This window comes from Bacillus sp. N6, from assembly GCF_052805735.1.
In genome coordinates this window covers 1842422-1858647 of record NZ_CM127843.1, presented here as the reverse complement: position 1 = coordinate 1858647, position 16226 = coordinate 1842422, and the positions used below count along the sequence as shown (strand labels likewise).

Sequence of the window (16226 nt, the reverse complement as noted above, 5' to 3'; positions counted from 1 at the left end):
CCTTTTATACACTCACATTTAACCTTAACAACAATTCCTTTATACAGTCAAGGTAAAAAGTATATTTATTCATATACAGTAATTATTATTTTAATTTATTTATGTTACACTAATAATACTGAAATATAAGAATATTCAACAATAAAATCTTGTAAATAAACTATTTAATAGAAGGGATTCATACAAATGCTACTTCCAAAATCATTAAAATATGGAGACACAATTGGGATCTACTCCCCTTCTTCACCAGTAACCTACACTTCCCCAAATAGATTTGGACGAGCAAAATCTTACTTACAACAGAAAGGGTTTCATATATTAGAAGGTTCATTAACAGGTCGATATGATTTTTATCGTTCTGGTAGTATACAAGAGCGTGCTGATGAACTAAATGCCTTGATAAGAAACCCTAATATTTCTTGTATTATGTCAACAATTGGTGGGATGAATTCAAATTCAATATTACCTTATATTGATTATGATGCTTTTCTAAATAACCCTAAAATAATGATTGGATATTCAGATGCAACTGCTTTATTACTAGGAATTTATGCTAAAACAGGAATCCCTACATTTTATGGGCCAGCTCTCGTCCCTTCCTTTGGCGAATTTGAACCTTTTGTTAATTGTACATACAAATATTTTGCAGAAACTTTACTACATCATCAATCTCTTCCTTATCATATAAAACAACCATTATTTTGGTCAGATGAATTTATTAATTGGGAAGAAAAGACTAAGGAGAAAGAACTTCGACCAAACAATTGGATTTCAGTAATTGACGGAAAAGCTACTGGTCGTATTATTGGCGGGAATTTAAACACGATACAAGGAATTTGGGCTAGCCCCTATATGCCACATATTCAAGAAGGCGATATTCTCTTTATTGAGGACAGTTCAAAAGATGCAGCTACTATCGAAAGAAGCTTTTCATTCCTTAAAATTAACGGTGTATTCGATAAAATTTCAGCTATCATTCTTGGAAAACATGAGCAATTTGATGATTGTGGTACAAATCGAAAACCTTTTGAAATACTGTTAGAAGTACTTCAAAATCAAAAAATTCCTTTTCTAGCTGACTTCGATTGTTGTCATACACATCCAATGATTACTATACCTATCGGTGTTCAAGTAGAGTTGGATGCAACAAATAAAACGATACATATTGTAGAACCTTGGAAAAAATGAATGCATGGCTTCTATTGTTTTACAATAAAAGCCATGCAGCTAAGTTTCCCATTGCTTCCATCTCATTTTTTGTTGCTTATTTCGGACTAGTTGTACTTTTATTCGGATATGCAATTTTATGGCAACAAGTAATTAAACATTTCGAAATTTCAAAAGCATATTCACATCGCGGGATTATTATACTATGGTCAATGCTTTGGTCAATGCTTTGGTCAATGCTTTGGTCAGTATTTCTATTTGGAGATACGATTTAGTGGAATCATTTACTTGGTGCAGCTATTATTATCGTTGGTGTAATCGTTTATTGTATCCAATAATAAAAAGCTCCGTTTATCACAAACGGAGCTTTTTACTATTGACCTAAATTTTGCACCTTATCTTTCAAATCTCGAACTTGATCTACCGTCTGCATAAGCTCTGAGTTTTTAAATTGCTCTACATCCACTTTTCCTTCTTCTATCTTTGTCATCGCCGTATCAATTAACGTATTTAACTTTTCGTTATATCCGACGATTTGTTGATGAAGATCCTTTGCTACATCAGGTGGCGTTAATTCATTGAATGCGGGTATATCTTGTTTAATTTCACTAAGCTTCGTTTCTAATTCTTTTCGAGCCTCGCTATCATTAACGGCCTTTTCTGCTAATGCTGGTGCATCGTTTGCAAATGCACTTATTTCATTTACATAGTCTGTCGCCTTTTGAGCATAATCTATGGAGTTCTTTCCTTCTTCCACTATTGAACATCCCATTAAACCAATTGAAACTATAAATACTAATAAAATTGATTTTATTTTCATTTTAGACTCCCTTCGTCTTTATCATTGTCTGTAATTTTCTCTATACATAACTTCTAGCTAAATTGTTTATAACCTTTTTCAAATAGCTATTTATCCTCTTACATGCCCTATTATCGTTACAACATCTATTTCTATATGTACGCTTATAATATCTTCAATTATATCCATATATCCTTGTCCTATAGCTGTTCCATAGTGTAATGTAAGCCCCTTCTTTTCATACACTGACTTTGGCACTGAAAAAATAAATCTCCTCAAGTTTCTTTCATCAGCTGGTTCCATAATTAAAACAATCCCATCCTCATCAAACATATACGCTCGCCCTCCAACTTTACATTCACTATGGCTCAGTATTGCCTTGGTCAGCAAAATTTAAAACATAATAAGTTAAGATACACTCCGCTCTATCATAAAGTGAAACTTTAATTAGCCCTCACCAGTCGAATCTTTACCAGCAAATAGCGGGATAAAAATAAAAAGCATTCATTCTTTTTTGTTAAGAATGAATGCTTTTTAAAAAATCAATTTCTAACTCTAGCATCTTTTTTTGACGAGGTTTTACTTTCCTTACGGGAACTCCAGCGTAAATATACCAATCATCTAAACTCTCTTTTACCATACTCATCGCGCCGACTGCCGTTCCTTCTCCTACCGTTACATTTGGAAAAATAATAGAATTAGCACCAATAATCACATGTTTTTTTAAAATAACTTTTTCTGCTTTCACATTCCTATATTGATTCGGGACGGTTGGCCCCATTAATGTATTTCCACTGAAATCATCAAGTACTGCATATACGATTGTTTTAGCTGAGATGTTTGCAAAATCATGCATTTCAATCCCAACTTCCCCTCCATATAACGCTGTATACGCTGATATGTGCGAATAACTTCCAATTGTGATTTTACCACTTAAAATGCAAAAATCATCAATTCTTACATGATTGCCAACTGATATAGCACTCGGATTATATATACTTGCTTTTTTACTAACCAATACATTTTTCCCAACAGATAAAAATCCAATTTTCTTTAGTTCTTCTTGACTATAAAAACTATTCATCTACCGACACCACCTTCTGCTCTAAACAGATTACAATTTGCTCTACTAGTTCTTTCGTCATTCCTTCCCATAAAGGTAAACTTACGATTCGTTTTGCTATTTTATTCGTTTTTGTTAAATCTGTAGACTTATAGTTTTTAAAAAGAACTTGTTGGTGGCAAGATGGTGAAAAGTATAATCTAGCTTCTATTTTCTGTTTTTTCAGTTCTTCTATTACTTGTATGTTGCGAACTTCTTCTGGACAAATGATAGGCATAAATTGGTGAATAACTGCTTCTGTCTTTTGGACATTCCATCCTTTTTTCATTAGCCCAGTATTTTGTAACAACTGTTTATACCATTCAGAAATACGGGTGCGTTCTTTTAATTTTTGATCCCACTTTTTTATAGTCGCAATCCCAATAGCTGCTGCGTATTCAGACATTTTACAATTAAACCCCATCATCGTGCATTCACGATTTTTATCAAATCCGAAATTCCCCATTCTTTTAATACGTTGTATATCTTCTTCGTTTTTACTATATATGAGCCCTCCTTCACCAATTCCGAACGGCTTTGTTGCATGAAAGCTATATACGATCATTCCACTAAAATCTTGACCGTAATGCATCCCTCCATTCATTAATCCAAATCCCGGCGCCGCATCTACGACAACCGGAATCCCCTTCTTCTCTAATTCTTCATATTCTTCTAAGTTCATCCATGATCCAAAGGTGGCGTACGGGACAACAATCGCAACCTCTTCTTTTAATTCTTCTATCTTATCCAAAAGTACCGTTTTATCCATATACCAATCATCTATTGAAATATCAATAAAGTAAGGTTCCAGTCCACACCAAATAGCGGCTAAGGCAGTCGCAGGGAATGTAAAGCTAGGCATGAGAGCATACTTTCCCTTTCTTCTTTTCTTTAGTTGAATAGCCGCCATTAACCCTAACGTTGCGTTTGCTACTGTTGTAACAGCTCCCCTGTTTTGAAAAAATGACGACATAATTGTTTCCTCAAAACGTTGATTTATAGGTCCATAATTCGTATATATGTGAGATGTATCAATTTCCTTCAATTCGTCCAAATACTCACTTACAGGTACAGTTGAAGCACGTAAAAAAGGAATATTCTCCATATCTATCTATTCCTTCCTATCATTTTCGGACAATATAGAGCATATCTGTTTCAGATAATCCAAATTTCCTAGCACTTTTCATTCCTTGTTTTTCTGCTATGTTATATAATTCTACCTTAAATCCTGCATTCATTAATCGTTGAATAAATCCCGATTGATTATAAATTCTCACATGATCTTCTTGACCAAAAGCTAGTTTCCTCAATTGTGGTGTTACAATTAATTCATTCTCTACAATAAAATCTACATTCATTACGATTGGTACTTGAATAATTCCCCATCCATTTGGCTTTAACACTCTATATAACTCTCGCATTGCTTTGTCATCATCAGGAACGTGTTCTAACACATGACTACACAATATTACATCAAAAGTATTACTATCATATGTAATCCTTGTAACATCAATTTCCTTCATTAATGGATCCTTTGGTTCTAAGTCACCACATACATACGTAATATTTTTATACTCGTTAAACCAATCTCTTAACTTCGCTTCAGGTGCAATATGAAGCATTGTATAGTTTCTATTTAACAAGTCCGTTTCCGTTTCAATGTACGCACGATACAATCTTTCACGATCCATCGAATTACAAACTGGACATATCCCTGTATCTTTATTCCACATCTCAAATTTATATTTCGGAAAATCATAATGTGCTGGCCAAGGTGAAAATTTTTCAAATTGTTTATTGCAATATTGACAATAACAAGATTCTTTCTCGAACATATGAGCAACTAACTTGTTTAACCCTTTTTTTATCTTTTCATTATAAATTTGATCTAGTTCGCCATTTCTTACTGCATCCTTAACTATAAATCCCGCATTTTCTAAACAATAAGATAAACTCTCTTTATACTCACTTTCGGAGCTTAAAAATCCACTATTATATGCATCTATAATTAATTCAATCCACTCTTCAATTGTCATTAAAATAAAATGCATTTGTTTTTGATTTTGGCCACTATGTTGTCTAAAATAACTAAGAGGTTCTTGTATATAAACTACTTTTCCTTTCCTCATCATATCTAGCCAAGTTGCAATGTCATTAATAGCAGAATAAGCCTTTCCTTTAAAATACCCAAACTTCCCGTCAAACAAATCACGATTAAATAAAACAGTTGTCGGCTCACCAACTACATTTTTTAAGTTTTTTAACATATAATTCCCTAATTCTTTTCCTTCAAAAAGTGTAGTTTCTTTCGCGATTTTCATATTCAATGTTGAAGGTGGTAATATCTCTCCATTCTCATCAATCAGTTCACGATATGACGTCACAAATGAAATATTTTCTAACGTCAAAAAGTATTGCATCATTCTCTCGATCTTTTCATGATGAAATAAATCATCATCTAATAAAAAGTTTATATAGTCCCCATCCGCAAGTTCTACACACTTATTAAAGTTTTCGGCAACTAACGGCGTTTCATTTTTAACATATGTAATACACTCATATTCACGTAAGTACGGTTGAATCATAGCATTGACTTCATTATTTGTACTGTCGTCAGAAATAATAATTTCTATATTTTCATATGTTTGATTCAGAGCACTGTTGAGCGCTAATTCTAAGTAATAAGGTCTATTGTACGCAGGAATAAGTATACTTACTTTCGGTAAAGAAGAATTATTATTTATATGTTGTTTTTTCTTTTCTATGTTTATTTTCTTCTCTCTAATTTTTTGGTAATAGTCTAATGTATATAATATGGATGATGGAACTATCCTTCTTGCATAATCTAGAAAATTAGTTATCGCTTTGTCTAACTCTTTTTCGGTGGATAAGAAACCATATTGTTCTCCTGCTATAATACTGTGTGAAAAATCTTCTAACCCATCCATCATTTTATTAGATTCATTTAACTGTTGATCTGGATGTAATCGAAAGTAACTAAGTGTTTCTGCTATATATACTGCTTTTCCTTTACTTAATAAAGCTAACCATGAAGCTATATCTACGTTACATAAATACCGCCTCTTATCAAAAATCCCATATGGTTCTTGTAAATCATTTTTACGAAATAAAACTGTTGTCGGTTCTCCAATATAATTTTTTTGATCCACTATTACCTTATTTCCTAATTCTGTTCCCTCTATAATCGTATCTTCATCAAATAAACGGACAGTTGAATAAATATGTCGCAGTTCTTTCCCTTTATCATCAATTACTTGACGATGAGATGTTACAAGCTTAATTTCATTATCTAAATCATGGAAAAAATACTTCATCATTTTTTCAATTTTATTTACATGAAATACATCATCATCCATTAAAAAATTTATATACTCACCGTTCGCTTCATGAAATAACATTAACGCATTTTCAAATTGTCCGAGAGTTGATCTATTTTTTATATAAATAATATTTGAATGATCACATAAGTATTTTTGTAACACTTTTTCTGTTTCATCATTCGTGCTGTCATCTCCAACTATAATTTCTATATTAGGGTATGTTTGTTCTAATACACTACATAACGCCTTTTCAAAGTAACGAGGACGATTATACGTAGGAATTAATACACTTACCAACGGAAGTTGCTCTACCACCTCTTCAGTTCTTTCAATACGAGTTCTCATTTTAACTCTCTCACCTCTTCGCATATTATTTATATACGCGACACAAAAATCACATTACTTTAACTGTATGGAGCCTATATACATTTATGCAAACATGAAACAAAATATCATACTTTTCGTTCCTGAATAAACATATTTAATAACGCGGACATTTTATTTGCACCTTTTTTATTCATATGATCACTATCATAAAAATCATCCTCACAAAATAATGGCGAATCAAATAGATCTATAATTTGAAAAGAATATTGAGTTTGAAACTCATTTATAACTTTATAAAAATCTTCTTTTAATTTCTTACTACTACAATTGAAATAATGTGAAGTAACAGGGAATACAACAATTAATGGCTTTATATCGTTTTTTAACAGTAATTCTAAATATTTCTTAAAAATCATTTTATTTTCAACTAAAGTATGAGGATACGCCAATTTAGCATGTGAAGCTGCTCTTATTTTCCCGTGTTCTTCAAAAGGAATGTGAAGTGGAATGATATTCCATTCAGCATTTATCCAAGGCAGTATCAATGATTCATCTTTTAGTTCATCTAATAAAATATATTCAAAATGCAAATTAAAAATAGAAAGAAGTGGTTTCGGAGTATTTAGATGTAAGAATCCATCAGTGGGTAGAGGAGAATGAACTACAGTATGATGACCATCTTGAAACAATGGATAATATACTTTGTGAATTCTATACGATTCAGATGATAACGACATATCAAAGAAAAACGAGAAATAGGCTATTCCTATTAAACAATATTGAAATGAATGAGTGTTTGAAAGAAGTTGTGACGCTATTAAATAATCATAGTATAGATCTTGAGATGGAAGTGTTAATTTTATTGACTTTTTTGAGAGGAGCTCCGTACTTATGCCACAATGTGGATAAGACAAACCGGTAGCAAACAATTCATACGTCGGATCACTCTTTGCTTTTTCCATAGAAATGTATAAAGACATAAGATCCGGATTTATTTGATAGATAGAAATTAATTTGTCCTTCCATTCATACATGTATTTTGTTAAATTAATAATTTTTGAACTTTGCACGCCCCTATTTATCAAGTCATTTGTAAGTTTTTCTGCGTCCACTCTCCAAATGACTATATATTGAAAAGAATTTTCTATTCGAACAACATTTGAAACGTCTACAACATGAACTATTGTTTTACATTTATTTTTGTCTAATGTATTTCGAATCCTATCCCCTGATAATTCATCACTTAAAACAATGATTTTATATTGCTCCTTCATGCACATCCCTCCATTATATGTATAATATGAAATTCATTTTTAATTCGTAACAATCATATACACCTGCAATCTAACAAAAAAATAGCTTCACCATTAGGCGTAGCTATTTTTACAATTATTGCTTATTCAAATTATATTCCTTTATCTAACTCATAAAGTTTACGATACTTTTCATTTTCTTTCAGAAGTTGTTTATGACTACCTTGCATGACAATTTGGCCACGATCAAGGAATATAACTTCGTCTACATGTTCTATTCCTACAAGATGGTGCGTAATCCAAATAACCGTCTTTTCTTCCGTTGCAGAAAACATTGTTTCAATTAAAGATAATTCTGTTTTCGGATCTAAACCGATAGTCGGTTCATCAAGTACAATGATGGGTGTTTCTTGCATAAGAGTTCTAGCAAAAGCAACCCTTTGTCTTTCCCCACCAGAAAACCGCTTTCCCATTTCATGCATTTTTGTTTGTAATCCGTCTGGAAGAGAAGTAACATGTGAAGCTAGTTGTGCTTTCTCTAAAGCTTTCCATATCTCTTCATCCGTCGCCTCCGGTTTGCCAATTCGTACATTATTTCCAATTGTCGTATCAAACAAATGCGGCTTTTGATTTAATACAGAAATATATTTAGATAAAAGATTCGTATGAGCTCGTTCACCATTCAATACAACTTGGCCATTTACTGGGCTTAACGCCCCTGTTAACAATTTTAGTAAAGTAGATTTTCCTGTCCCACTTCTCCCTAAAATAGCAATTTTCTTCCCTGCTTTTATTTGTAATGATACATCTTTTAATACAATTTCATTACTATCTGGATAACTATACGATACGTGATTCAGTTCAATATCTACATGTTTTGGTTCAATATAATCTTTCTCTCCATGCAAATCCATTTCATCATGTAAAACACTATGACTTTCTACGCCATTAAGACGATGGGTAGATTCTACATACGACGGGATTCGATCGATGGCATCTGCAATAGGAATAAGCGCGTTCGTTACAGATAAAGTCATTAATACGAAAGCTGCGATAACTGTAGGAGCAATTTGTTCACTTGCCGCTCCATTCCCAGTCCATATGATCATCGAAATAACTACAATACCTACTACTAATTGAATGATACTTTCCCGAATATGATACCAGCGTTTCACTCTCTTTTCGATTTTTAACAACTGATCATTTTGTTTTACATACTCATTAATAAATTCATCTTTACGACCACTTGCTTGCCAATCAGATAATCCAAAAACAGCATCTGTCAGTTGTTGATACAAACGGCTTCTGCCTTGCTTTAAAGTAACATGGTGTTTCTTCATCAAAAGTAATGATACAAATGGAAGAAGAAACACGATAATAGCTAACATACAACCTACAATAAGTGCAAAAACAAAATCAAATGCACCGATAACAAGTACGAAGATACTATAAACAACTAGCGCTAATATACTAGGAAATATTGTACGTAAATATAGGTTTTGCAAATGCTCTATATCTTCGGATAACACTCCTAACATATCACCAGTTTGAAATCGAGAACGGAAAAATAACGCCTGTGGTTCTACGATTCTATATAGCTTCGTTCTCATTTTTTCTAATATACGTAGTACGACATCATGTCCGACTAAGCGCTCTATATAATGAAACACAGCTTGCCCTATACTAAACGCTCTTGTTGCAACAATAGGAACATATACAGCCATTACATTTTCTGGTCTAAGGGCAGATTTTGAGATTAAATAACCTGAAATAAAAAGTAACATCGCTCCTGAACTAACTCCAAGAAGACCAAGGAAAATAGTTAAAGTCATTCTACCTTTATTTTGTTTTATATAAGGTTTAACCCAGTTACTCATTTCTCTCCCCTCTCTTCCCTATGAAAATGTAATGTCTCATTCTCTAAAAGTTCTTCATACGTCCCACTTTCTTTCATTTCCCCTTTATTTAAAATAAGGATATGGTCCATATGTTTCATCCAATGTAGACGGTGAGTTGCTAAAAATACTAACTTTCCATTAAATAGACGTAACATCGCTTGCTTTATTTCAAATTCGGTTTCAATATCAAGATGTGCCGTAGGCTCATCTAATAAAATGATTGGTTTTTTACTTAAAAGCGCACGCGCCATAGCAACACGCTGTTCTTGCCCGCCACTTAGCATACGTCCACCTTCTCCAATTCTTTCGTGCATCCCATTTGGAAGTGATGTAACGAGTGAACAAAGGCCGACTTCATTAATAACTCTTTCAACTTCTTCATCTGTTGCATTTGTTTCATAAAAACGAATATTATCCTTTAATGAAAGCGGAAAAATATAAGGTTGCTGCGGAATATAAGCAATATTTTTTTGCCAATCTTCACGAGTAGATCCATCAACTTCTATACCATTTACTAAAATCTTTCCACTCGAAGGAGATAAAAAACCTGCTAATACGTCGATTAACGTCGATTTCCCTGCACCACTTTCACCAATAACACCAATAGCACCGTTACCTTCCCAAGTAAAATTAATCCCTTCTAATATAGCCTTTTCAGATTCAGCATTATTAACTTTGATATCTTGTAATTTCAAGCTACTAGAGGCATTCCATACTATATCTTCATTTAAATCTTTCTTTTGTATTCCTTTTTGTTGTTGCAAAATCTCTTCTATTTGCTCCATCGCAATTTGTCCATCTAATGTCGCATGATAATTTGCTCCCACTTGTTTAATCGGCAGAAAATATTCCGGAGCTAAAATCAAAATTGTAAGGGCTGGTAATAGTATAATCGTTCCATCTATTAAACGTATCCCTAATCCAACTGCCACAAACGCGATTGATAAACTCGTAAAGAAATCTAATGCAAAAGAAGAAAGAAAAGCAACTCGCAAAGTACGCATCGTTGCTTTTCTATATCTTTTACTTACTTTTTCAATCTTCCCTTCGTGCTGTTCACTTTTCCCTAAATACTTTAATGTTTCTAAACCTTTTAACGTATCTACAAAATGGTTCGAAAGTACACGATATATCTCATACTGACTATCTGCCATTTTTTGCGCTGCTAATCCGAGAAGAATCATAAATATAATCACGATAGGAATCGTTACAACTAAAATGATTCCAGACTCAATATCTAGCGTAAAAACATATAGTACAATTAGACCTGGAACGATACTACTTCTAATCATTTTAGGAATCGTTAATTCAATATATGTTTTAAATTTCTCAATCCCCTCGATTGATAAGGTAACCAGATGACCCGTTCCAACAGTTTGAACATACCTTGGACCTAATGTGAAATATGCCTCTATCAATTGTTTTCTTAATAACGACCCTGTTTTTTCGGCAAAACGTTCCACTAATATTTGTGATGTTCGAACTACTATGTTACGCGCTGCAAACGCGATACCAAAATAAACAATTTCACTTAATATTGTTTGTACTGTCTCTCCATGAAATAAAAACGTAATAGCTCGTGCTAAAAAGATTGTTTGCGCAATAATACTAAAAGCTTCTAAAATACTAATAATCGTTAACGCTACATATAAAATACGGCTACCGGGATAAGACGGAAGTCCTCTTTTTCTTTTCATTAGTACTCCAAATCGTTGTCTGACTTAACAGGTTGTCTAAATACATAATAACTCCATATTTGACTTCCGATAACGAAAGGCAAAATAGCAATCGCAAAGTAAGTCATAAGTTTTAATGCATAAGCTCCTGATGCTGCGTTGTAAATTGTCAAATCATTCATTGCTCCTAAAGAGCTAATCATAACACGTGGGAACATACCGATAAATACACTCGCACTTAGTAAAATGATTGTTAAACTCGTCATAAAGAAAGCCCAACCATCTCTTCTTCTTTTATTTAATAAAGTGGACACTAATAGTGCTACAAAAGCTCCGATTGGTACCATAATCCATTCTGTTCCATGAGCAGTGAAAATGTCGGTTTTCCATAACCCCACACCAGCAAAAACGAGAAGTGTAATTAATGAAAATGGTGCAATTTTTATTGCAGCAATTCGTGCACGTTCTCTCAATTTACCAGTTGTACGTAACGTAAGAAATTGTAATCCGTGAACAATACATAGTAGGAGAAACATTACTCCCCCAAGTAAAGCAAATGGATGAAGTAATTGCAGGAATCCACCTACAACATTTTTACTCTCATCAATAGGTACACCTACCATAAAGTTTGCAATCGCAACTCCCCAAAGGATAGGAGGTAACATACTTCCAATAAACATCCCCCAATCCCACGCACTCTTCCATTTATGATTATCTATTTTCGCACGAAATTTAAAGGAAACACCTCTTAAAATTAAAGCAAGAAGCATAAATACAAACGGAATATAAAAACCACTAAATAAAGTTGCATACCAGTGCGGAAATGCCGCAAACATGGCTCCACCAGCACAAACAAGCCATACTTCATTCGCGTGCCAGAACGGTCCTATTGTATTTAAGTAAACTCGTTTTTCAAAATCATTCTTTCCTAAAAACCTCGAAACCATCCCTACCCCAAAGTCGAAACCTTCCAGTACGAAGAATCCAACAAATAAGATTGCAATAACTAAAAACCATAACTCATTAAGAGATAACATACTCTTCCTCCTTATCAAATGGATCATGGCTTTGATAATCCTTTTTCGTTTTCTTATTCTTGTGGCCCTTAATGGTACGAATAAATAAGTACACACAAATTCCACCCATAATTAAATACATTGATGTGAATGAAATAAGTGAGAATAATACTTCACCGAATGTTACATTTGGTGATACAGCATCTTCTGTTTTCATTACACCAAATACAACCCAAGGTTGACGACCCATTTCAGTCATAATCCACCCTACTGTATTACCGATGAATGGAAGAGAAATTGCATACACCATTAATTTTAAATACCACGTTTTTTCAGCTAAACGATCTTTTCTTGATAAGAACCATCCGTAAGCTCCTAGAAGAAGCATGAATGTTCCACTCATTACCATCGCTCTAAAACTCCAAAACATTGTATGCACTGGAGGAATATAATCTCCAGGTCCATATTTTTCTTCATATTGTTTTTGAATTTGATTCATCCCTTCAACTTGACCGCTAAACTTATCATACGATAATAGACTTAGCATATAAGGGATTTGAATTTCAAACGAATTTTCTTTCTTCTCTGTATCAATTTTCGAAAATACTGTAAATGGCGCTGGATCCTCACTTGTATTCCATAGCGCTTCAGCTGCCGCCATCTTCATTGGATGTGTCTTAATTAATTGTTGCGCTTGTGCATGACCGAAGAATAATACAAGCGCCGTTGTAATTGTTCCAACAATGATAGAAATGCGGAAAGATTTTTTAAATACTACAGTTTCTTGTCCTTTTGTAATTTTCCATGCACTTACACCCGCAATAAAGAATGCACCTGTTGCAATTGCTGCTGTAATTGTATGCGGGAATTGTACCCATAGTTGTGGGTTTTGAATAATGGCTAAGAAATCATTCATTTGTGCACGACCATCAGCTGCCATTTCATACCCGACAGGTGACTGCATAAATGCACTTGCAGTTAAAATCCAGAATGCTGATAACATCGTTCCAATTGAAAGGAGCCAAATACACATTAAGTGAATTCGCTTCGGTAATTTATCCTCACCGAATACCCATAAACCTAGGAATGTAGACTCAATGAAAAATGCCAGTAATCCTTCAATTGCAAGCGAGGGACCAAATACATCACCTACAAAACGTGAATACGTTGACCAGTTCATACCAAACTGAAATTCTTGTAAAATACCTGTTACTACACCTACTGCAAAGTTAATAAGGAATAATTGCGTCCAAAACTTTGCCATCTTCTTATATACTTCTTGCCCTTTTACCACATACAACGTTTGCATGATCGCAATAATAAAAGCTAAACCAATTGACAGCGGAACAAAAAAGTAATGGAAAATCGTTGTTGATGCGAACTGTATTCGTGCCAATTCGAGCGTTTCCATACTAAAATCACTTCCTTCATAGTTTTTATAATAAAAGTTAATTGAGCAATCTTATCAAACTCAATTATTAAGAAATACGAAAAGACAAAAACATTTTGTATGTATTGTCGAAAAATATGAAGTTTCAGTTTTTCAAACTATTGCAATGCTAATTTTTACCTTTTCACTATTTCTGTAGTGTTTTATTCGTTAATCGAATTGTATAATATACCTGCATAGTAAATTCAGGTTATTTTTGACGTATTATTGACATCATTTTGTCTGAAATATGTCTTTTGTCATTTTTTTGAATCAGATTTTTTTCATTAGCAAAATGTGTTTTTTCAATATACTTCTTACTTTTATATCTATAAAACAATCGTTTTTTCTTCATACACTTGACTTTCAACCGAAAAAATGTCCTCGAAACTACCCTCGATAAATGCTTATTTTTTGTCAAGAGAAAAATGTATTTTCAAAATTCAAACTCGAAATAATGTTATTCAAAAATAGAAAATAACTTCCCTCTCCCTCGACTAAAAGTTCATTTTTTTGTCATTTTTCCATAACAAATAAAAAACTGAGAGTCAACTAGACTCCCAGTTTTTTTATTTATTTTGCTGTATGTTTTCTAACGGCTGGTAATATTTCAGTAGCAATTAATTCAATATTTTTCTCAATTTTATCAAATGGTACACCGCCAAAATCAATTTGTGCCATAAAGCGTTGTTGGCCAAACAATTCATATTGGTAAAGCATTTTCTCAATGATTTGTTGTGGGCTACCAATCATTAAAGCATCGCGGTAATCTATTGCATTTGTAAATTGCTGTTTCGGATACCCACCACCGCGCAGTGTAAGCATACCAGCATTAATGTGAGGGTAATATTCACTAAGTGCATCTTGTGAATTTTTTGCCGTATAAAATAAACTCGTTGTCGCAACTGGTAAACTAGCTGGATCAAATCCACTTTGCTGAGCAGCCTCGCGGTAAGCATCTACTGACACTTTAAAGTTAATTGCTGGACCACCAAGTGTTGTTATCATCATTGGCACACCTGCACGTCCTGCTTTAATTGCACTAGCTGGTGGACCTCCAACTGCACGCCAAATTGGTAAGTTATTATTTTTCGCTCTTGGAATAACCGATGCATGTGCGAGCGGTGCTCTGAACTGTCCATTCCATGTTACATGTTCCTCGTTATTAATTTTTAATAAAAGATCCATCTTCTCTTCAAATAATTCTTCATAATCATTCACGTCATAACCAAGTAAACTATATCCTCCAATACGAGATCCACGACCAGCTACGATTTCAGCACGACCATTAGAAATCAAGTCAATGGTAGCGAAATCCTCATATACTCGAACTGGGTCAGATGTACTTAATACCGTTGCGGAACTTGCAATTTTTATATTTTTCGTAGCTTGCGCGACCGCACCTAAAATTACTGTATGAGCTTGCGTTGTAAAATGCGTTTGATGACTTTCACCTACAGCAAACACATCAAGCCCTGCCTCATCTGCTAACTTAGCTGTTTCAATTAGTTCGTGAATTCTTTTTTCTGGCGTAATTTTCTCCCCATTATGTGGATTTAAAACATGATCGCCAATTGAATATAACCCAAACTCAATTCCTTTTTTTGTATCGATACGGTATTTTTCCATAGTTACTCTCCCCTTTAATAAAGTAGTATTAACTTTTCTTCTAAAAACGTTGGTAAGTCAAGTATATCTCCGTATTACCTATCCCATCACTTGATTAGTCAATTGATGATGTAAAAAAAATTACTCTTGCGGTAATTCTTTTTTTTCGCTATGCTTATGAACTTTCGTCATCAGCTCGTATAATATTTTCTGCTCTTCTTCATTTAATACATCATCAAAAAACGAAGATTGAAATGCAAGTTGCTCTGGCAATGCTCTCTCTAAAACTGCTTCTCCTTGCTCTGTAAGACTAATTGTTTTCGTTTTCCAATCTTGTTTTCGTACAATATATCCTTCTTTTTCAAGACGAGTTAACATTCGAGAAATGCCACCTTGTGTAACAGTTACCTTTTCAGCTAACTCCATTTGTGTGAGTGGTTGATACGTACGTATTTGCAAAAGCACATCAAATTGAGCTGTCGTTAAATCAAAACGTTTTAAAAACTCATTTGACATTTGATTACTTTGGTTCGTAAATCGTATTAAACGTAACCATATTAATGATCCTATCGTATTATCACGCATGTTTCATCACTTCCTAGCGTTCATC

Annotated in this window: 13 protein-coding genes and 1 pseudogene; 2 read left to right on the top strand and 12 right to left on the bottom strand. The window is 33.6% G+C overall.

Features of this window, described 5'->3' with window-relative positions; translation table 11 throughout:
* Window positions 1-186 precede the first annotated feature (186 nt).
* On the top strand, window positions 187-1188 hold the full coding sequence (locus ACUXVC_RS09610) for a S66 family peptidase (RefSeq protein ID WP_098126078.1): 1002 nt from the start codon (window positions 187-189) through the stop codon (window positions 1186-1188).
* Window positions 1185-1439: pseudogene (locus ACUXVC_RS09605) on the top strand (hypothetical protein); the annotation flags it as partial. The gene ACUXVC_RS09610 and the pseudogene ACUXVC_RS09605, both read left to right, overlap by 4 nt.
* A 101-nt stretch (window positions 1440-1540) precedes the next feature.
* On the opposite strand, the gene ACUXVC_RS09600 reads toward ACUXVC_RS09605, so the two are convergent.
* The 12 genes from ACUXVC_RS09600 to ACUXVC_RS09545 form a co-directional block, all read right to left on the bottom strand.
* A complete protein-coding gene (locus ACUXVC_RS09600; protein WP_000695203.1) occupies window positions 1541-1987 on the bottom strand; it encodes a DUF6376 family protein in 447 nt (148 codons plus the stop codon).
* Between the two features lie 90 nt (window positions 1988-2077).
* Entirely contained in the window at window positions 2078-2299 is a 222-nt protein-coding gene (locus ACUXVC_RS09595; RefSeq protein ID WP_000459099.1) for a hypothetical protein, read from the bottom strand.
* A gap of 184 nt (window positions 2300-2483) precedes the next feature.
* Window positions 2484-3050, bottom strand: coding sequence for an acyltransferase (locus tag ACUXVC_RS09590; RefSeq protein WP_001084185.1), 567 nt, complete (start codon window positions 3048-3050; stop codon window positions 2484-2486).
* A complete protein-coding gene (locus ACUXVC_RS09585) occupies window positions 3043-4173 on the bottom strand; it encodes a DegT/DnrJ/EryC1/StrS aminotransferase family protein (RefSeq protein WP_078993415.1) in 1131 nt (376 codons plus the stop codon). The genes ACUXVC_RS09590 and ACUXVC_RS09585 overlap by 8 nt, the downstream gene beginning before the upstream one ends.
* Window positions 4174-4192: 19 nt before the next feature.
* A complete protein-coding gene (locus tag ACUXVC_RS09580; protein WP_098126079.1) occupies window positions 4193-6754 on the bottom strand; it encodes a glycosyltransferase in 2562 nt (853 codons plus the stop codon).
* Between the two features lie 107 nt (window positions 6755-6861).
* The gene (locus tag ACUXVC_RS09575) at window positions 6862-8010 is read right to left on the bottom strand and encodes a hypothetical protein (protein ID WP_098126080.1); all 1149 of its coding nucleotides are present in this window, start codon (window positions 8008-8010) and stop codon (window positions 6862-6864) included.
* Window positions 8011-8141: 131 nt separating this feature from the next.
* Window positions 8142-9866, bottom strand: a complete 1725-nt coding sequence (gene cydC / locus ACUXVC_RS09570) for a thiol reductant ABC exporter subunit CydC (RefSeq protein ID WP_098126081.1) — start codon at window positions 9864-9866, stop codon at window positions 8142-8144.
* Window positions 9863-11584 (bottom strand): thiol reductant ABC exporter subunit CydD, encoded by a 1722-nt coding sequence (gene cydD, locus ACUXVC_RS09565; protein WP_144465416.1) that lies wholly within the window; start codon window positions 11582-11584, stop codon window positions 9863-9865. The genes cydC and cydD overlap by 4 nt, the downstream gene beginning before the upstream one ends.
* Complete coding sequence (gene cydB / locus ACUXVC_RS09560) at window positions 11584-12600, bottom strand: cytochrome d ubiquinol oxidase subunit II (RefSeq protein ID WP_144465415.1); 1017 nt, start codon at window positions 12598-12600, stop codon at window positions 11584-11586. The genes cydD and cydB overlap by 1 nt, the downstream gene beginning before the upstream one ends.
* Window positions 12587-13990, bottom strand: a complete 1404-nt coding sequence (gene cydA / locus ACUXVC_RS09555) for a cytochrome ubiquinol oxidase subunit I (protein ID WP_061660361.1) — start codon at window positions 13988-13990, stop codon at window positions 12587-12589. The genes cydB and cydA overlap by 14 nt, the downstream gene beginning before the upstream one ends.
* A gap of 591 nt (window positions 13991-14581) precedes the next feature.
* Window positions 14582-15637 (bottom strand): LLM class flavin-dependent oxidoreductase, encoded by a 1056-nt coding sequence (locus tag ACUXVC_RS09550; protein WP_098976643.1) that lies wholly within the window; start codon window positions 15635-15637, stop codon window positions 14582-14584.
* A gap of 120 nt (window positions 15638-15757) precedes the next feature.
* On the bottom strand, window positions 15758-16201 hold the full coding sequence (locus ACUXVC_RS09545; RefSeq protein WP_098976642.1) for a MarR family winged helix-turn-helix transcriptional regulator: 444 nt from the start codon (window positions 16199-16201) through the stop codon (window positions 15758-15760).
* Window positions 16202-16226: the final 25 nt, after the last annotated feature.